Here is a 17,814-nt window from a genome sequence, read left to right as displayed (position 1 = left end):
TGAGTTTTCGTTAGAATTACTAATGTGCAAATTTAGTTAATTTAATTGTCTTGCTTCTGGTTTTATGAGTAACTATGCGATAGTGATTTCATGTTTTTGTGTTATGTGGATTGTAGCGCAATCAATGTTAGATATTTAAAAATAAAACAAGGATAATTAATCCACTCGGCCTATATTTCTTTGCGCTCATTGTTAATAGTGTTTTTATTAATGGGGCAATGAAAGGGGGCGGCGTGGGTGCGGAGGAATTATGCTGCCAGGATGCTGCAAAAATGGACTTATTATCAGTAAAACCCCCCTTATACAGGAAGGCCTTAAAGGGGCTATAACAGGTAATTTCCCCGATTATAAACTGGCGTATTGCCGTACGATAGAAGAGCTAACGCTGCTACAGCTACGCCGAAGTAATTTAGTTATTGCTGATTTAGCAGTTAACAATGCCTCTCCCCGCGCTATCTGCGAATATTTTTATAGCTTACTCTCGCAATATCGCGACATACATTGGGTATTTCTGGTTCCTAAATCCTGCTATCCACATGCAGTTGATCTCCTGATGGGCCCCGTCAGCACCTTGCTTTCAGACGAAGAGCCAATCGAGAATCTTATTAGCGTTATCCATGCGGGAAACGCTCGCTCAGAAAGAATAAGCAAAACATTATTATCGCCTCAGGTACCGTCTGAAATTCAGCAGTCCCACGACAGGCCGATTGTCCTTACGCTGTCTGAACGAAAAGTATTACGCCTTTTAGGAAAAGGGTGGGGCATTAACCAAATTGCGGCGTTACTTAAAAAAAGTAATAAAACAATTAGCGCCCAAAAAAATAGCGCCATGCGACGCTTATCAATACACAGTAATGCAGAGATGTATGCATGGATAAACAGTTCTCAGGGAGCCAGAGAATTGAACCTACCTTCGGTATATGGAGAAACCATGGAATGGAAAACAGAATCAGCAAGAGAAATGTTGCGCTCGTAGAAAAATGCGTGATGAGCACCATTGGTATTAAAGGGCTATTTGATGCAATGCCGGATTGCCGACATACGCTTCATATTTTTTCAAAACCATCCACGTTTTATAAGGCTGCGCTAAAGACGCCGTTTTCTGCCGTTATTTTTTCTCTTTCTGCGTTAAGAACTGAACGCCGGACAGGATTATCCAGTCTGACGGAATTGGCGATAAATTATCCCCATATGCGGCGTCTGGTGATTGCCGATGATGATGCTGAAGCCCGCTTAATCAGCGCGCTATCCCCGCTGCCGCTGGATGGGGTCATCAGCAAAGCGTCGCCGTTGGATGTTTTACAGGATGCCTTATTTACATCGCTTAATAGCGCCCGGCGGACAACGGAGCGTACAGACAATCTTTGGGAGCTTCACCAGAATTGTATGCTTAGTCCAACCGAGCGGGAGATTCTGCGTTTCATGTCGAACGGCTACTCAATGCCGCAAATTGCCGTCCAGTTAGAACGTAACATTAAGACTATCCGGGCGCATAAGTTTAATGTGATGTCCAAGCTGGGCGTGAGTTCTGATGCCGGGTTACTCGATGCGGCGGATATTCTGTTATATCTGCGCGCCGGAGATGCTACCGCGCTCCAGCATCGGGTATAGCCCGCGCCGGATGCGCCGTGCTTGTTCGGGGAATCCGGGGGCCAGGCACGTTATTGGCACACGTCTACCCAGGTCGCCGATGTCAGTTCAGCCATTCTTTCCGGCGTGATGCGTACCGCGCTGTGCGTGGCGCCTGCGGCAGGCAATACTTCGTTATACCCCTTCAGAGAGATGTCGCAATAAACGGGCAGCGGGTGCTCCAGCCCGAAAGGACATACGCCGCCGACAGGATGTCCGGTTGCATTGACCACTTCATCGCTGCTCAACATACGGGCTTTTGCGCCGAAAGTGGTTTTAAGCTTCTTATTATCCAGGCGGGCATCGCCTTTCGCGACCACCAGGATAATGGTGTCTTTTACTTTAAGCGAGAGCGTTTTAGCTATCTGCCCTGGCTCTACGTTGTGCGCTTTGGCTGCCAGCTCGACAGTCGCTGTACTTTGATTTAATTCGATAATTTCAATATCGGGAGCATGATCGGCCAGAAATTGCCGTACAGATTGCAGACTCATTCTTCTCTCCTGAGACCTTACTAATAGCCACGGTAGACCCAAAAATGGCAAAACGTAATTTGGCATACGGAGAGCGCCGCTGTAAATATAATAATGTGACAGGCCAGCAGCAGTAAGCCGTGACGATAACTGAAGGCAACGTAACGCGGTTTACTTTAGCGTGCAGTCGCCGCACTGTTGTACGTCAGGTAAGCGGTAACGTTGGCAGCAGGTTCTGCGAACCAGAAGACCGTCGCGCATTACGACGGTCCGCCACAGCGGGTTATCCTGACCGTCGGATAGCTGCTTTTCAAAAAAACAGCGCTGGCGTAGCGTTGCCAGTAGGGCTTCGCCAAGCAGCGGTTTCATCTCAGTCAGATACCAGTTGATTAAATAACCGGTATTGCTCCAGATAAGTTTCGCGTTGATGTCGCCAGTCGCCTCCAGCGCCTGAATGACCGGCTGTAGTGCGGAGACTATTAGCGTTTCCATTCGTTCTTCCGGGGAACGCTCCGTTGCCAGGTTATCCTGATGCACATCAAGCCAGAAACACGCGGCGCGCCCGGTTTCATGAAATTCAACGTGAATATGTTCTGCCGAGACATTGATAGCGCGCGCTTGCGTCAGTAATGCCAGCATCAGCGGCGGCGTCATCAGCCCGATATACCATTGCGCCCATAGGGAGAGTAACGGCTTATTTTCACGTGGCAGGCCTGGCGTGTGCCGATAGATGTGATCGGAATAGGCGGCCAGCAATGAACGAAACGTCGCGGGGCGCGTCCACTGGGCAAGAGTCATCGCCGCTGGCGGCGGCGTTTCATCCAGCCGGATGAAGTCCAACAGGTGCTTACGGGTAGAGGCGATCGTCTCGCGTACTGCGTCCGCCAGCGAGGCGTCTTCCGGCTGGGGAGCGGCTCGCCAGATAATATCGTCAGCAATCGGTGCGGAACGGTAGGCCATAGCGCAGTTTAATGATGTTAATCTAAATGATAATGATTGCTAATCCTATCGATAGCGATAAACGATGGCAAGCGGTTTATGGTTAACGCTGTTGGCGTAGCACGATTACGCCAACAGGATTCATAGGGCGCGCATGTCGTCGCTGACCAGAATGTGGTTACGTCCAAGATGCTTGGCTTCATAGAGCGCTTTATCCGCTTTTTCGATAGCGTCTCCGATATTGCGATCCGTCAGGGGCGCAATGCCGATACTGACAGTGACATTGGTGGCGACGCTTTCGTTAAACATATGCGGGATTTTAAGATCGTATACTTCCTGTCGGATACGTTCTGCGGTAGCGCGGGCTTGCTGTGGTTCGGCGGTGGTCAGCAACACCAGAAATTCTTCCCCGCCAAAACGGCAGACGACATCGCGCGATCGCACGGCGTCCCGAATTGCCGCTGAGACGCGAATTAACGCCTGATCGCCCATCATATGACCGTAGTGATCGTTATACGCTTTGAAATGATCGATATCCAATAGCAGGACGTAGTGTTCATGGCTGCCCGGCGCCTGTAACGTATCCAGCCGATTTTGCAGGCCACGGCGGTTATATAAGCCGGTTAATGGATCAAGCATACTCAGGCCATTGAGGGTTTCCCGCTCGGCCAGCAGCTTAAACATGAGCTGTTGGGCAAAATTATCGTAGCGTTTCTGGATAACATGTTGAATAGCGATTCCCACCATTGGCAGGGCCAGCAAATAGAGAATTCGCAAACCTTGTTCATTACCGTTCAGCCACAGGCAGACCGCGACTGGCGGTAGCGAATAGAGCGTAAACGCGACGATATTCGCGGCAAAGGCTATCGAGCCGATAAACAGAACGCTAAGCAGGGAAATCAGTAAAAAAGAGAAATCATAATGGCCTAACGCCGGATACTTTAGCGCAATATGCGCCGCCCATATTCCCCCAAAGAGTAGGGAGATAAAGGGGAGATTAATTCTTTTTTGTCCATATTTCCCATGCCATATCAACAGTAATACGCTCAGGACCACTATCCCGATCATTGGCGTGCAAAATACATTGATCTGATAAAGGGGGAAAACGAGAGTAAATAGCGCCGACACGGCGTTGAGAAACAAGAAAAGACGTAAAGAAAACTGATACTTCTTAATACGAAGCGACCGCCAGGATGGTGTTGTCATGGGTAATTGTCGTTATTTATCGGTGATATACACGGAATCGGGCGCCAACATGAAAATAACGTATGAGAAAAGGTCGCCTAAAGCGAGGTGTTGTTGTTTTTACGTTAACAGTCGGACAATTTATCACCTTACTGAATACGTGTCATCAACCGTTAAGTAAAACTCATCTCTTTAGCTTTCTCCCTGGCTGACAAATGAGAAAATATATCATATGATATTGGTTATCATTATCAATTCCAGAGGTGAAACCATGTTGCAGCGGACGTTAGGCAGCGGATGGGGCGTATTATTGCCTGGAGTGATTATCGTTGGACTGGCGTTTATCGGCCTGTCAGCTGATGCGCTGAAGCTGTTGATTGTATCAGGATTGCTACTGTCTGCGCTGATGTTGTATCACAAACAATTACGGCATTTTGTACTGCTGCCATCGTGTATAGCGCTTATTGGCGGCATGATGTTGGCAATGATGAACTGGAATCAGGGATGAAAATGAAGAGACAAAGGAAGGATAAGATAATTGGTGCGAGGGGGGGGACTTGAACCCCCACGTCCGTAAGGACACTAACACCTGAAGCTAGCGCGTCTACCAATTCCGCCACCTTCGCACAGTTATCTTACTTTTTGATATCGCCTCGTTGGTGCGAGGGGGGGGACTTGAACCCCCACGTCCGTAAGAACACTAACACCTGAAGCTAGCGCGTCTACCAATTCCGCCACCTTCGCCCAGTGCGAGCAATATCAACGTGGTTTTGGTGCGAGGGGGGGGACTTGAACCCCCACGTCCGTAAGGACACTAACACCTGAAGCTAGCGCGTCTACCAATTCCGCCACCTTCGCATACCATCGATTCTTGAAAAGAATCACTACCACGGAGGCGCATTCTAGTGGTTTTCAGCTATTCGTCAATAGTTAATTGCATGGGATAGATTGATTGCTGCAAAAATGGGCGCGAGACGTAGGTTGGATAAGACGCTTTGCGTCGCCATCCGGCACATGCAACCAGATGGCGCTGCGCTTATCAGGCCAACTATTTCTTCGCCTGACGGGTCATCACGGTACGATAAACCTTAAAGCGCCCGGTTTGCGCGATGACTTCATGGAAGCCAAAAGTCTCATCCAGAATCTTAGGATAGGGCAGAAAGGCGTTCGCCACGATGCGTAACTCCCCGCCGCTGTTGAGATGACGTACCGCGCCGCGAATGAGCGTTTGCGCCGCATCGAGGCTGGTTTGCATTCCGTCGTGGAACGGCGGGTTGGAGATGATCATGTCAAAACGTCCTTTGACTTCCGAAAAGACGTTGCTGGCGAATACCTCGCCTTCAAGACCATTAGCGGCAAGCGTAGCGCGGCTGGCTTCCACCGCCGGAGCGCTGACGTCACACAGCGTCAGGCGCACTTTCGGCGAATGGCTGGCCAGCGCGGCGGAAAGCACGCCAGCGCCGCAGCCGACATCCAGCACTTTACCTTTGGTGTGCGGCGTCAGCGTAGACAGCAGCAGTTGGCTACCAACATCCAGTCCGTCGCGGCTGAATACGCCCGGCAATGTTTTGATGGTCAGCCCGTCGATGTTGTACTCGGCCCACCAGGATTCGAGACTAAACTGCGGCTGCTTTTCCAGACGACCATGGTAAAGGCCGCAACGTCGCGCGCTATCTACTTTGTTCAGCGGCGCATAGTCCGCCAGCATCTGTTCGGCGCTACGCACGCCGCTGCGGTTTTCCCCCACGACGAAAACATCGCTGCCCGACGGCATCAGCGACAAAATATTCATCAACTGGAACTGCGCTTCGGGTTTATTTTTCGGCCAGTAGTAGATCAGCGTATCGCAGTCGGCGACATCGCTGGCTTGCGCGACCAGGCTAAAACGGACGTTATCGCCCATCTGGCGGCTTAATACCTGCCAGTGGTGAAACTGTTGCGTATGCGCGCGGCTGGCGGCGCATTCAAAGCGCGCGGGCAGGTCATCCTGCAAATCTCCGGCAAAAAGAATACGGCTTTGTTCGAAATCATCACTGTGGCGCAGCAAGACTTCACTTGCCGGGGTAAAAGCAGACATGGAATGCTCCTTAATTCAGACTGGCGGCGATTATAGTAGTTTGATGGCGCAGATTCGACAGATTTGCTATATTTGCGCCCCTGATTACAGGAGCGTTTCGCTATGACATCCCGACGAGACTGGCAGTTACAGCAACTGGGTATTACGCAGTGGGCGCTGCGACGTCCTGGCGCGCTACAGGGCGAGATTGCGATTTCCCTTCCCGCGCACGTTCGTCTGATCGTGGTTGCAGAGGAATTACCCGCGCTGAACGAGCCGCTAATGCGCGATATCTTACGCGCGTTGACCGTGAGTCCCGATCAGGTTTTACCGCTGACGCCTGAGCGCGTCGCCATGCTGCCGCAGGGCAGCCGTTGTAATAGCTGGCGGTTAGGAACTGACGCGCCGCTCCAACTCGAAGGCGCTCAGGTCACGACGCCGGCGTTTAATGAACTCCGGGCAAACCCGGCGGCACGCGCCGCACTATGGCAACAAATCTGCGAACATGAACACGATTTCTATCCTCAGCACGACCGATCTCCCCGCAGCCTGGCAGATTGAGCAACGCGCTCATGCGTTTCCGTGGAGCGAAAAAACGTTTTTCGGCAACCTGGGTGAACGGTATCTCAACCTTAAGCTGACCGCTGATGATAGAATGGCCGCGTTTGCCATTACACAGGTGGTGCTGGACGAAGCGACGCTGTTCAATATTGCCGTCGATCCGGATTTTCAGCGTCGGGGGCTGGGGCGTATGCTGCTTGAGTATCTGATTGATGAACTGGAAAAACGTGGTGTTGTAACGCTATGGCTGGAGGTACGCGCCTCTAACGCTGCCGCCATCGCGCTGTATGAAAGTCTGGGGTTTAACGAGGCGACGATTCGCCGCAATTACTATCCCACGGCACAAGGGCATGAGGACGCCATCATCATGGCGTTACCGATAAGCATGTAATAAAAGAGGCAAGGTGTAATGATGAAGTGGGACTGGATTTTCTTTGATGCCGATGAAACGCTGTTTACGTTTGATTCTTTTACCGGCTTACAGCGGATGTTCCTTGACTATAGCGTCACCTTTACCGCTGAGGATTTCCAGGATTACCAGGCCGTGAATAAGCCGCTATGGGTGGATTATCAGAACGGCGCGATTACCTCATTACAATTGCAGCACGCGCGCTTTCAAAGTTGGGCTGAACGGCTAAACGTTGCGCCGGGGCTGCTGAATGACGCTTTTATTAGTGCGATGGCGGAGATCTGTTCTCCTTTGCCGGGCGCCGTTTCGCTACTTAATGCGATTCGCGGGCAGGCTAAAATCGGTATTATTACTAATGGTTTTACCGCGCTACAACAAACTCGTCTGGAGCGCACCGGGCTGCGCGAGTATTTCGATCTGCTGGTGATTTCCGAGCAGGTTGGCGTCGCGAAGCCCGATCCGAAAATCTTTAACTACGCCCTGGAGCAGGCAGGGAATCCTGACCGCTCGCGCGTATTAATGGTTGGCGATACCGCGGAATCCGATATTCTTGGCGGCATTAACGCCGGACTGTCGACCTGCTGGCTTAACGCGCATCATCGCGAGCAGCCCGCGGGTATCCATCCAACCTGGACTGTGGCGTCATTAAGCGAACTGGAGCAGCTCCTGTGTAAACACTGATTGCCTCCCCCAGGTTGATGGGTAAAATAGCCGCATTTTTCGTATTCAACATGCGTGGTCAAACGCCGCGCTTACTCAAGAAGATTTGACTATGACGTTGTCTCCTTATTTGCAAGAGGTGGCCAAACGCCGCACTTTTGCCATTATTTCTCACCCGGACGCCGGTAAAACCACCATTACCGAAAAAGTGTTGCTGTTCGGACAGGCGATTCAGACCGCCGGTACGGTAAAAGGCCGTGGCTCCAGCCAACATGCAAAATCTGACTGGATGGAGATGGAAAAACAGCGTGGTATCTCCATCACCACCTCGGTGATGCAGTTCCCGTATCACGACTGTCTGGTGAACCTGCTGGACACCCCGGGGCACGAAGACTTCTCCGAAGATACCTACCGTACCCTGACGGCGGTGGACTGCTGTCTGATGGTGATCGACGCCGCAAAAGGTGTTGAAGACAGGACTCGTAAGCTGATGGAAGTTACCCGTCTGCGCGATACGCCGATCCTGACCTTTATGAACAAACTCGACCGTGACATCCGCGACCCGATGGAGCTGCTGGATGAAGTCGAGAACGAGCTGAAAATCGGCTGCGCGCCGATCACCTGGCCGATTGGCTGCGGCAAGCTGTTTAAGGGCGTTTATCACCTTTATAAAGATGAAACTTATCTGTATCAGACCGGTAAGGGCCACACCATTCAGGAAGTGCGCATCGTTAAAGGGCTGAATAACCCGGATCTGGACGCTGCCGTCGGTGAAGATCTGGCGCAGCAGCTGCGCGACGAGCTGGAACTGGTGCAGGGCGCGTCTAACGAGTTTGATGAAGAGCTGTTCCTGGCAGGGGAAATTACCCCGGTATTTTTCGGTACCGCGCTGGGTAACTTTGGCGTTGACCATATGCTGGATGGTTTAGTGGCGTGGGCGCCCGCGCCGATGCCGCGTCAAACCGATACCCGCACAGTGGAAGCCTCGGAAGAGAAGTTCACCGGTTTTGTCTTTAAAATTCAGGCCAATATGGACCCGAAACACCGCGACCGCGTGGCGTTTATGCGCGTGGTTTCCGGTAAGTATGAGAAGGGCATGAAGCTACGCCAGGTCCGTACCGGCAAAGATGTGGTGATTTCCGACGCGTTAACTTTTATGGCGGGCGACCGTTCGCACGTTGAAGAAGCGTACCCGGGCGATATTTTGGGTCTGCATAACCACGGCACCATTCAGATCGGCGATACCTTCACCCAGGGCGAGATGATGAAGTTTACCGGTATCCCGAACTTTGCGCCGGAACTGTTCCGTCGTATTCGCCTGAAAGATCCGCTCAAGCAGAAGCAGCTACTGAAAGGGCTGGTGCAGCTTTCTGAAGAGGGGGCGGTACAGGTATTCCGTCCCATCTCCAACAACGATCTGATTGTCGGCGCCGTGGGCGTTCTGCAGTTTGACGTTGTTGTCGCGCGCCTGAAAAGCGAATACAACGTTGAGGCGATTTATGAATCCGTCAACGTGGCGACGGCGCGCTGGGTGGAAAGCACCGATGCGAAGAAATTCGAAGAGTTTAAGCGTAAGAATGAAACGCAACTGGCGCTGGATGGCGGCGACAACCTCACCTATATCGCCCCAACAATGGTTAACCTGAACCTGACCCAGGAACGTTACCCTGACGTTCAGTTCCGTAAAACGCGCGAACACTGATCCCTTTCCGGGCGCGGCATCCGCCGCGCCTTCGTACTTTCCCTGCCTTTTTAACCGCTTACGGAATGTTCTTAAATCCCGCGTTTTTTCTCCGATCTGCCTGTTTTTTATACGCACCGACAAGCGATTTTAAAATTGTGATCTATATTTAACAAAGTGATGACATAAATGTCGGCTTTAATGCCTGTTCAATGCGTGAATATGAGAGCTTAAAGCTGAGATTTGTTTCAGTCACGATATTAATAACTGAAACGGAAGGGTGGCAGGCGACGCGTCGTTACAAATTCACGAATGTGATGCCAGTCATTGACTTCAGAAACCGGTGAGTTTCACCGCATTCAGCAATGCAACCTCGTGTTGCCTGAGCTCAAATTACGAGCAAACTATACAGGACAAAATCGATGACTATGACAAGACTGAAGATTTCTAAAACTCTGCTGGCCGTAATGTTGACCTCTGCCGTTGCGACAGGTTCTGCCTTTGCAGAAAACGCAACAACGGACAAGGCGCAAAGCGGGACCGAAACCGCAGGGCAAAAAGTCGATAGCTCTATGAATAAAGTCGGTAACTTCATGGATGACAGCGCCATCACTGCGAAAGTAAAAGCTGCGCTGGTAGACCATGACAATATTAAAAGCACCGATATTTCTGTCGAAACCAATCAGAAAGTTGTCACCCTGAGCGGCTTTGTAGAAAGCCAGGCGCAGGCTGAAGCCGCCGTGAAAGTGGCGAAAGGCGTAGAAGGCGTGACCTCCGTTAGCGACAAACTTCACGTTCGCGACAATAAAGATGGTTCCGTGAAAGGTTATGCCGGCGATACGGCCACGACCAGTGAAGTCAAAGCCAAGTTGCTGGCGGACGATCTCGTCCCTTCCCGTAAAGTAAAAGTGGAAACGACCGATGGCGTCGTACAGCTCTCCGGTACCGTTGAAACTCAGGAACAAAGCGACCGCGCTGAAAGCATCGCGAAAGCCGTTGATGGCGTAAAAAGTGTTAAAAACGATCTGAAAGTTCAGTAATTCGTCGTAATTCGTCCTCCCGACGTTTGTCGGGAGGCGTAATGTGCACCACACTAAAAATATCGCGAATGAGTAGCCTGAGCGCTCATATTTAGCGGTCGACATTAACTATGGTAAAGGAGAGGCTTATGTTTCGTTGGGGCATTATATTTCTGGTTATCGCGTTAATTGCCGCCGCATTGGGTTTTGGTGGACTGGCTGGTACGGCTGCCGGCGCGGCGAAAATCGTCTTCGTCGTCGGGATCGTGCTCTTCCTGGTCAGCCTGTTCATGGGCCGTAAACGACCCTAGCAGGCATCTGTAAAGATATATTGCTATCAAGCCAGTCCAGCGGACTGGCTTTTACGGTTTTAGCCGTTAACGTTTTGCGTTACCTTGTCAGCTTGGAAAAAAATGAAAAACAGGAAGGCAGAGGTGGGCCAGCGAATACCGGTTACGCTCGGCAATATTGCGCCGTTATCATTAACACCGTTCCGGCCAGGCCGTATGGCGCTGGTCTGTGAGGGCGGGGGGCAGCGGGGCATCTTTACCGCAGGCGTGCTGGATGAGTTTATGCGTGCGCAGTTTAATCCTTTCCATCTCTACTTCGGCACATCAGCCGGTGCGCAAAATCTCTCGGCGTATCTCTGCAACCAGCCCGGCTACGGGCGCAAAGTTATTATGCGCTATACCACTAGGCGCGAATTTTTTGATCCGCTGCGATTTGTACGCGGAGGAAACCTTATTGACCTCGACTGGCTGGTGGAATCCACCGCCGCCCGAATGCCGCTGCAGATGGATACCGCAGCGCGCCTGTTCGACAGCGGAAAATCCTTTTATATGTGCGCCTGCCGGGGGGATGATTACACGCCGGGCTATTTCTCGCCGACAAAACAAAACTGGCTTGATATCATTCGCGCCTCCAGCGCCATACCGGGTTTCTACCGTACCGGCGTTACGTTAGAGGGCATCAACTATCTGGACGGTGGCATTAGCGACGCCATTCCGGTTCAGGAGGCGGCAAAGCGGGGGGCGAAAACCATTGTGGTGATCCGTACCGTACCCTCGCAAATGTATTACACGCCGCAGTGGTTTAAGCGTATGGAGCGCTGGCTGGGAGAGAGCAGTCTACAGCCGTTGGTCAACCTGGTGCAGCATCATGAAACGTCCTACAGCGCGATCCAACAATTTATTGAAAAGCCGCCGGGTAAGCTGCGGATCATTGAAATTTATCCGCCGAAACCGCTGCACAGCATGGCGCTGGGCAGCCGTATCCCGGCGCTGCGTGAGGATTACAAAACCGGGCGATTATGCGGGCGTTATTTCCTTGCCACCGTTGGTAAATTGCTCACCGCAACGCCGCCTCTCTTGCGCCATACGTCGCGGATTGCCGTGCCGGAAACGGTGGTCGTGCCTCCGGCGCCGGTGGCCAATGATACGCATGTGGCGGAGGTCATTAGCGCGCCGCAGGCAAACGACACCACATTTACCGACGAGGATCTGGCGTGAGCTGGCGCTTTATCGATACACACTGCCATTTTGATTTCCCGCCCTTTACGGGCGATGAGCGCGCCAGTATTCAGCGTGCGTGTGAGGCGGGCGTTGAAAAAATCATCGTGCCGGCGACCGAGGCGGCTCACTTTCCCCGCGTGCTGGCGCTGGCGGCGCGTTTCCCGTCGCTTTATGCTGCGCTGGGATTGCACCCCATTGTGATTGAGCGTCATGCCGATGACGATCCTGATAAGCTGCAACAGGCGCTGGCGCAGCAACAGAACGTCGTGGCGGTAGGCGAGATCGGGCTCGATCTTTATCGCGACGACCCGCAGTTCGCCAGGCAAGAGCGATTTTTAGACGCGCAACTGCAACTGGCAAAACGCTACGATCTGCCGGTGATCCTGCACTCGCGGCGCACGCATGACAAACTGGCGATGCACTTAAAGCGCCAGGATCTGCCGCGAACCGGTGTGGTGCATGGTTTTGCCGGCAGTCTGCAGCAGGCCGAACGCTTTGTGCGACTGGGCTATAAAATCGGCGTCGGCGGCACCATCACCTACCCGCGCGCCAGTAAAACCCGTGATGTTATGGCGCGCTTGCCGCTGGACGCGCTGTTGCTGGAGACCGATGCGCCGGATATGCCGCTAAAGGGGTTTCAGGGGCAGCCGAACCGCCCGGAGCAGGCGGCGCGCGTATTTGATGCGCTCTGCGAATTACGTCCGGAGCCCGCAGAGGTGATAGCCGATACGCTGTATCGCAATACCATTACCTTGTTTCGGCTCTGATGGCATCGCAGCCGCCGTCCGGCAGGCGACGCTTACAGATATAGCGCCGGCAAAATCAGCTTCGCCACCCTACGCGCGCGCAATCCGTCAGCCAGCCGTTCCACCTCTTGCGGCGTCGCGCCTGGCCAGGCCTTCGCTTCGCCATAGACGCCATGCGCATGAAAGGCATTCAAACGCACCGGAACCTCGCCCAGCGAAGTAATAAACGCCGCCAGTGAATCAATATGCGCCGCATAGTCCACCTGATTCGGGATAACCAGCAACCGCAGCTCCGCCAGTTTTCCCCGCGCAGCAAGAAAGCGGATACTGTGCTTAATATGCGTGTTATCACGTCCGGTCAGACGGTGATGACACTCGCTCTTCCAAGCTTTCAGATCGAGCATTACGCCGTCGCAAACCGGCAGTAGTTTTTGCCAGCCGGTCTCGCTTAACTGACCATTACTGTCCACCAGACAGGTCAGCCGTTGTAACTGCGGATCGGCTTTGATCGCCGTAAATAGCGCCACAATAAACGGTAATTGCGTGGTCGCCTCTCCGCCGCTGACGGTAATACCTTCAATAAACAGCGATGCTTTACGAATATGACGCAGCACATCGTCAACGCTCATGGTCTGCGCCATTGGCGTTGCCTGCTGTGGGCACATTTTCAGGCAGGTATCGCACTGCTCGCAGACGTCCGACCGCCATACCACTTTCCCGCCATCAACGCTGAGGGCGTGATGCGGACACTGCGATACGCATTCTCCGCAGTCGTTACAGCGTCCCATCGTCCACGGGTTATGGCAATTCTTGCAGCGCAAATTGCAGCCCTGTAAGAATAATGCCAGGCGGCTGCCTGGCCCATCGACGCAGGAAAACGCAATGATCTTACTGACTAAAGCGCATCTGTTGTTCATGGCTGACTACGCGTGGCTGTCGTTCCAGGATGCGGGTATTACGTGCGGCTTCTTCTCCCAGCCTGGTGGTATTCGTACGCGAGCCTTCGGCGCGAAATTTCGCCAGATCCGACAGGCGCACCATATAACCGGTGACGCGCACCAGATCGTTGCCGCTGACATTGGCAGTAAATTCCCGCATCCCGGCTTTGAACGCGCCAAGACAAAGCTGAACCAGCGCCTGCGGATTACGCTTGATGGTTTCGTCCAGCGTCAGAATGTCGCTGATCCCGGCATGGTAAAAGGCATGGTGCGGCGCGACGGTTTGCAAATGGGTGATAGGGGCCGGTTCATCGCCATACGGCAGACGCGCGCCCGGCGTAGTGCCAATATCGGAACTGATGCCAGACTGAGCATGGAGCAGCGCCCGTTGCTTCCAGCCATACTTCACTGGCGTATTTTCGACGAAATCCGCCAGTTGGGCGCTAATACGGTAGCCCAGCTCGTTCGCCGTTTCATTCTTGCCGTAACGGGCGGTCAGGCCCGCGTTTTCGCACAGCAGGTTCACGGCTTCCGCCAGCCCGTACATACCGAACATCGGCGCAAAACGTTCGGGATCGATCAAACCTTCCTGTACAAGAAAGCTATTCTCAAAGAAATGTGACTTTTCATAGAGGAATTCACATCGTGAATTAATGATGGCGATCTGCTGTCGGCAGTAGTGCGGTAGCGTGCGTGAAAAGAAGTCATCGACAGACGTACTGCGTTCTGCCACGGCTTTCAGGTTGAGACGTACCAGCGTACTGCCGCCGCCGCCAAGCGGTAGCGAGTTATAACAACTGACGATGCCATAATGGCCTTTTGTGAAAATTTTATCATTTACAGGGCCGTTGGAAATGTGTGGCTTACTACATTCACAAATGTTTTTGGCGACCTCCAGCAGCAGATCGTCCGGCGTAATTTCCGCATCGTAGATAAACGTCAGGTTAGGCGCCACCTGCTTTATCTCGGCATCAGCGCGCAAAATCGCTCGTGTGACAGGCGTATCGGCAGGGCCAATATTGGCATGCATAAAGGCGTCTGGCAGCGTTCTGTCGAGATAACGCCAGAAACGTTTTATTCGAATATCGATCGCATCTTGTGTTAGAATTCTAACATACGGTTGCAGCAACGCATCAAGCTGGCCGAGATAAACCGGCATGGACGTCACGGAAGGAACGTGATGATACAGAATGGTGAGTAGGGATAACGCATCATCCAGATCTTTCGCGCCTTCCAGTTCCAGCCACTGTGAACCGTTAGCCAGAAATCGGGCGTAATCGGGCAACACGTAGCGCGGTTTGAAGGGGGCGTGCCCCTCAAACATATCGCAAATGACGCCTTCATCCAGCGCCTGGCGGGCATCTTCCGGCAGGGTGGGATAAGGCAGGGCGTTTTCAGCTTCCAGCGCCAGAAAATGGCGTTTTTGTTCAGGCGTGAGCACCGGGCTGGTCACAATTTGCTGGCAACGCTGCTGGAGCGCAGTTTCGCATGAGGCAGGCATCTTCGTTTCCTCTTTATGCCGGGACGATGCGCTATTGTAGAAAATGGCGGCAAACCGACTTTGATCCTGATGCGCTTATCGCTCGAAGAACAGGCGGTGACGGCGGGATAATTTGATTCAGATCTCATTACAGTAATGCAAATTTGTACGTAGTTTTCATTAACTGTGATGTATATCGAAGTGTAATCGCGAGTGAATGTTAGAATATTAACAGACTCGCAAGGTGAAATTTTATACGGCAATGCCGTTGGAGAATGTCATGACTGATTTAAAAGCAAGCAGCCTGCGTGCGCTCAAACTGATGGATCTGACCACTCTGAACGATGACGACACCAATGAAAAAGTGATCGCGTTGTGTCATCAGGCAAAAACCCCGGTCGGGAATACGGCGGCGATTTGCATTTACCCGCGTTTTATCCCGATTGCGCGTAAAACTCTGAAAGAACAAGGTACCCCGGACATCCGCATTGCAACGGTGACTAACTTCCCGCATGGCAATGATGACATCGATATTGCGCTGGCGGAAACCCGTGCGGCGATCGCCTACGGCGCTGACGAAGTGGACGTGGTATTCCCGTACCGCGCGTTGATCGCCGGTAACGAGCAGGTGGGTTTTGATCTGGTAAAAGCCTGTAAAGACGCTTGTGCCGCAGCGAACGTATTGCTGAAAGTGATTATCGAAACCGGCGAGCTGAAAGAAGAGGCGCTGGTTCGTAAAGCTTCTGAAATCTCCATTAAAGCCGGTGCGGATTTCATCAAAACCTCTACCGGTAAAGTGCCGGTAAACGCTACGCCGGAAAGCGCGCGCATCATGATGGAAGTGATCCGCGACATGGGCGTTTCCAAAACCGTTGGCTTCAAACCGGCGGGCGGCGTACGTACGGCGGAAGACGCGCAGAAATTCCTCGCGATTGCAGACGAACTGTTTGGCGCTGACTGGGCAGATTCTCGTCACTACCGCTTTGGCGCATCCAGCCTGCTGGCAAGCCTGCTGAAAGCGCTGGGTCACGGCGACGGTAAGAGCGCCAGCAGCTACTAAGCTCTGATTTGCCGGATGGCGCTGCGCTTTCCGGCCTACAAATCCAGGCCTGTAGGCCGGATAAGGCGTTAGCCGCCATCCGGCGATGTAAGCCTTCTACTCTTTTCCCTCAGGAGGGTACCGTGTTTCTCGCACAAGAAATTATTCGTAAAAAGCGTGATGGTCATGCGTTGAGTGACGAAGAAATTCGTTTCTTTATCAATGGTATTCGTGACAATACTATCTCTGAAGGGCAGATTGCCGCCCTGGCGATGACCATCTTCTTCCACGATATGACCATGCCGGAGCGTGTTTCGCTGACCATGGCGATGCGGGATTCCGGTACTGTCCTTGACTGGAAAAGCCTGAATCTCAATGGCCCGATTGTCGATAAGCATTCGACCGGCGGCGTAGGGGACGTGACGTCTCTGATGTTGGGGCCAATGGTAGCGGCCTGCGGCGGTTATGTGCCGATGATCTCCGGTCGCGGCCTCGGACATACCGGCGGTACGCTCGACAAACTGGAAGCGATCCCGGGCTTCGATATCTTCCCGGACGACAACCGTTTCCGCGAAATTATTCAAGACGTGGGTGTGGCGATTATTGGGCAAACCAGCTCGCTTGCACCGGCGGACAAACGTTTTTACGCCACCCGCGATATTACCGCGACGGTGGACTCTATTCCGCTGATCACCGGCTCCATCCTCGCCAAGAAACTGGCCGAAGGGCTGGATGCGCTGGTAATGGACGTAAAAGTCGGCAGCGGCGCGTTTATGCCAACCTATGAACTTTCTGAAGCCCTTGCTGAAGCGATTGTCGGCGTGGCAAATGGCGCGGGAGTTCGCACTACGGCGTTGTTAACCGATATGAACCAGGTGCTGGCTTCAAGCGCCGGTAACGCGGTGGAAGTGCGTGAAGCCGTGCAGTTCCTGACCGGTGAATACCGCAATCCGCGCTTGTTTGACGTCACTATGGCGCTATGCGTGGAGATGCTGATCTCCGGCCAGCTGGCGAAAGACGACGCCGAAGCGCGTGCGAAATTACAGGCGGTGCTGGATAACGGTAAAGCGGCAGAAGTCTTTGGTCGTATGGTGGCCGCGCAGAAAGGGCCAAGCGATTTCGTTGAGAACTACGATAAATACTTGCCGACCGCCATGTTGAGCAAAGCGGCATATGCTGATACCGAAGGGTTTATCAGCGCAATGGATACGCGTGCGCTGGGGATGGCGGTCGTCTCGATGGGCGGCGGCCGTCGTCAGGCGTCAGATACCATTGATTACAGCGTTGGCTTTACCGACATGGCCCGTCTGGGCGACAGCATCGACGGGCAGCGCCCGCTGGCGGTGATTCATGCCAAAGACGAAGCCAGTTGGCAGGAAGCGGCGAAGGCCGTCAAAGCGGCAATTATCCTTGACGATAAAGCGCCAGCAAGCACACCTTCGGTCTATCGTCGAATTACTGAATAGTTGTATACTGATCTGATCAATTATT

General features: G+C 52.9%; 19 protein-coding genes and 3 tRNA genes. 13 read left to right on the top strand and 9 right to left on the bottom strand.

From position 1 onward, the window contains the following. Window positions 1-250: 250 nt before the first annotated feature. Together J4728_RS18150 and bglJ are read left to right on the top strand one after the other, a co-directional pair. On the top strand, window positions 251-976 hold the full coding sequence (locus J4728_RS18150; protein ID WP_000936657.1) for a response regulator transcription factor: 726 nt from the start codon (window positions 251-253) through the stop codon (window positions 974-976). Further along, window positions 937-1,611: a DNA-binding transcriptional activator BglJ gene (bglJ, locus tag J4728_RS18145; protein ID WP_000431553.1), complete on the top strand. Its 675-nt coding sequence runs from the start codon at window positions 937-939 to the stop codon at window positions 1,609-1,611. Before J4728_RS18150 ends, bglJ begins: the two co-directional genes overlap by 40 nt. A 50-nt stretch (window positions 1,612-1,661) precedes the next feature. Here the strand turns inward: bglJ and J4728_RS18140 are convergent, their stop codons facing one another. From J4728_RS18140 to J4728_RS18130, 3 genes are all read right to left on the bottom strand, one after another. Then, window positions 1,662-2,120 (bottom strand): YbaK/EbsC family protein, encoded by a 459-nt coding sequence (locus J4728_RS18140; protein WP_000058276.1) that lies wholly within the window; start codon window positions 2,118-2,120, stop codon window positions 1,662-1,664. A 150-nt stretch (window positions 2,121-2,270) separates the two neighbouring features. Further along, the gene (fhuF, locus tag J4728_RS18135) at window positions 2,271-3,059 is read right to left on the bottom strand and encodes a siderophore-iron reductase FhuF (protein ID WP_000331539.1); all 789 of its coding nucleotides are present in this window, start codon (window positions 3,057-3,059) and stop codon (window positions 2,271-2,273) included. A 120-nt stretch (window positions 3,060-3,179) separates the two neighbouring features. Continuing rightward, entirely contained in the window at window positions 3,180-4,244 is a 1,065-nt protein-coding gene (locus J4728_RS18130; RefSeq protein ID WP_000211207.1) for a GGDEF domain-containing protein, read from the bottom strand. A 250-nt stretch (window positions 4,245-4,494) separates the two neighbouring features. On the opposite strand from J4728_RS18130, the gene J4728_RS18125 reads away from it, so the two are divergent. Then, window positions 4,495-4,731 carry a DUF1435 domain-containing protein gene (locus J4728_RS18125; protein WP_000941876.1) on the top strand — a complete coding sequence of 79 codons (237 nt, stop codon included), beginning with the start codon at window positions 4,495-4,497 and terminating at the stop codon, window positions 4,729-4,731. 31 nt (window positions 4,732-4,762) lie between these two features. On the opposite strand, the gene J4728_RS18120 is transcribed toward J4728_RS18125, so the two are convergent. The 4 genes from J4728_RS18120 to rsmC form a co-directional block, all read right to left on the bottom strand. Beyond that, window positions 4,763-4,849: transfer RNA gene (locus J4728_RS18120), tRNA-Leu, on the bottom strand. Between the two features lie 31 nt (window positions 4,850-4,880). Beyond that, window positions 4,881-4,967, bottom strand: a tRNA-Leu gene (locus J4728_RS18115). Between the two features lie 27 nt (window positions 4,968-4,994). After that, window positions 4,995-5,081 (bottom strand) — tRNA-Leu (locus J4728_RS18110). Window positions 5,082-5,271: 190 nt separating this feature from the next. After that, window positions 5,272-6,300, bottom strand: coding sequence for a 16S rRNA (guanine(1207)-N(2))-methyltransferase RsmC (gene rsmC / locus J4728_RS18105; RefSeq protein WP_001272273.1), 1,029 nt, complete (start codon window positions 6,298-6,300; stop codon window positions 5,272-5,274). Between the two features lie 102 nt (window positions 6,301-6,402). Here rsmC and J4728_RS18100 point away from each other — a divergent pair, with 102 nt between their 5' ends. The 8 genes from J4728_RS18100 to J4728_RS18065 all read left to right on the top strand — a co-directional run bounded on the left by J4728_RS18100 (window position 6,403) and on the right by J4728_RS18065 (window position 12,887). Continuing rightward, window positions 6,403-6,840: a DNA polymerase III subunit psi gene (locus J4728_RS18100; RefSeq protein ID WP_000203998.1), complete on the top strand. Its 438-nt coding sequence runs from the start codon at window positions 6,403-6,405 to the stop codon at window positions 6,838-6,840. Further along, on the top strand, window positions 6,785-7,231 hold the full coding sequence (gene rimI, locus J4728_RS18095; protein WP_079798440.1) for a ribosomal protein S18-alanine N-acetyltransferase: 447 nt from the start codon (window positions 6,785-6,787) through the stop codon (window positions 7,229-7,231). Before J4728_RS18100 ends, rimI begins: the two co-directional genes overlap by 56 nt. Before the next feature lie 21 nt (window positions 7,232-7,252). After that, the gene (yjjG, locus tag J4728_RS18090) at window positions 7,253-7,930 is read left to right on the top strand and encodes a pyrimidine 5'-nucleotidase (RefSeq protein ID WP_000870686.1); all 678 of its coding nucleotides are present in this window, start codon (window positions 7,253-7,255) and stop codon (window positions 7,928-7,930) included. A 91-nt stretch (window positions 7,931-8,021) separates the two neighbouring features. Further along, window positions 8,022-9,611 carry a peptide chain release factor 3 gene (gene prfC / locus J4728_RS18085; protein WP_000175966.1) on the top strand — a complete coding sequence of 530 codons (1,590 nt, stop codon included), beginning with the start codon at window positions 8,022-8,024 and terminating at the stop codon, window positions 9,609-9,611. A 401-nt stretch (window positions 9,612-10,012) separates the two neighbouring features. Beyond that, window positions 10,013-10,630 carry a molecular chaperone OsmY gene (gene osmY / locus J4728_RS18080; RefSeq protein ID WP_000178962.1) on the top strand — a complete coding sequence of 206 codons (618 nt, stop codon included), beginning with the start codon at window positions 10,013-10,015 and terminating at the stop codon, window positions 10,628-10,630. A gap of 128 nt (window positions 10,631-10,758) precedes the next feature. Next, a complete protein-coding gene (locus J4728_RS18075) occupies window positions 10,759-10,920 on the top strand; it encodes a DUF1328 domain-containing protein (protein ID WP_000490276.1) in 162 nt (53 codons plus the stop codon). Window positions 10,921-11,043: 123 nt separating this feature from the next. Beyond that, window positions 11,044-12,117, top strand: a complete 1,074-nt coding sequence (locus J4728_RS18070; RefSeq protein ID WP_000531546.1) for a patatin family protein — start codon at window positions 11,044-11,046, stop codon at window positions 12,115-12,117. Continuing rightward, a complete protein-coding gene (locus tag J4728_RS18065; protein ID WP_000119005.1) occupies window positions 12,114-12,887 on the top strand; it encodes a metal-dependent hydrolase in 774 nt (257 codons plus the stop codon). Before J4728_RS18070 ends, J4728_RS18065 begins: the two co-directional genes overlap by 4 nt. A 32-nt stretch (window positions 12,888-12,919) precedes the next feature. Here the strand turns inward: J4728_RS18065 and J4728_RS18060 are convergent, their stop codons facing one another. Continuing rightward, window positions 12,920-13,783 carry a YjjW family glycine radical enzyme activase gene (locus tag J4728_RS18060; RefSeq protein ID WP_208212178.1) on the bottom strand — a complete coding sequence of 288 codons (864 nt, stop codon included), beginning with the start codon at window positions 13,781-13,783 and terminating at the stop codon, window positions 12,920-12,922. Beyond that, window positions 13,755-15,305: a YjjI family glycine radical enzyme gene (locus J4728_RS18055; RefSeq protein ID WP_208212176.1), complete on the bottom strand. Its 1,551-nt coding sequence runs from the start codon at window positions 15,303-15,305 to the stop codon at window positions 13,755-13,757. The genes J4728_RS18060 and J4728_RS18055 overlap by 29 nt, the downstream gene beginning before the upstream one ends. A gap of 259 nt (window positions 15,306-15,564) precedes the next feature. Here J4728_RS18055 and deoC point away from each other — a divergent pair, with 259 nt between their 5' ends. Together deoC and deoA are read left to right on the top strand one after the other, a co-directional pair. After that, entirely contained in the window at window positions 15,565-16,344 is a 780-nt protein-coding gene (deoC, locus tag J4728_RS18050) for a deoxyribose-phosphate aldolase (RefSeq protein WP_208212174.1), read from the top strand. A gap of 122 nt (window positions 16,345-16,466) precedes the next feature. Continuing rightward, complete coding sequence (deoA, locus tag J4728_RS18045; RefSeq protein WP_208212172.1) at window positions 16,467-17,789, top strand: thymidine phosphorylase; 1,323 nt, start codon at window positions 16,467-16,469, stop codon at window positions 17,787-17,789. Window positions 17,790-17,814: the final 25 nt, after the last annotated feature.

The sequence above is a fragment of the Salmonella sp. 32070601201500089SM genome (assembly GCF_017573605.1).
Taxonomy (GTDB): domain Bacteria; phylum Pseudomonadota; class Gammaproteobacteria; order Enterobacterales; family Enterobacteriaceae; genus Salmonella; species Salmonella enterica.
The sequence above is the reverse complement of the archived record's forward strand: the minus strand, read 5'-3'. Positions and strand labels throughout refer to the sequence as shown.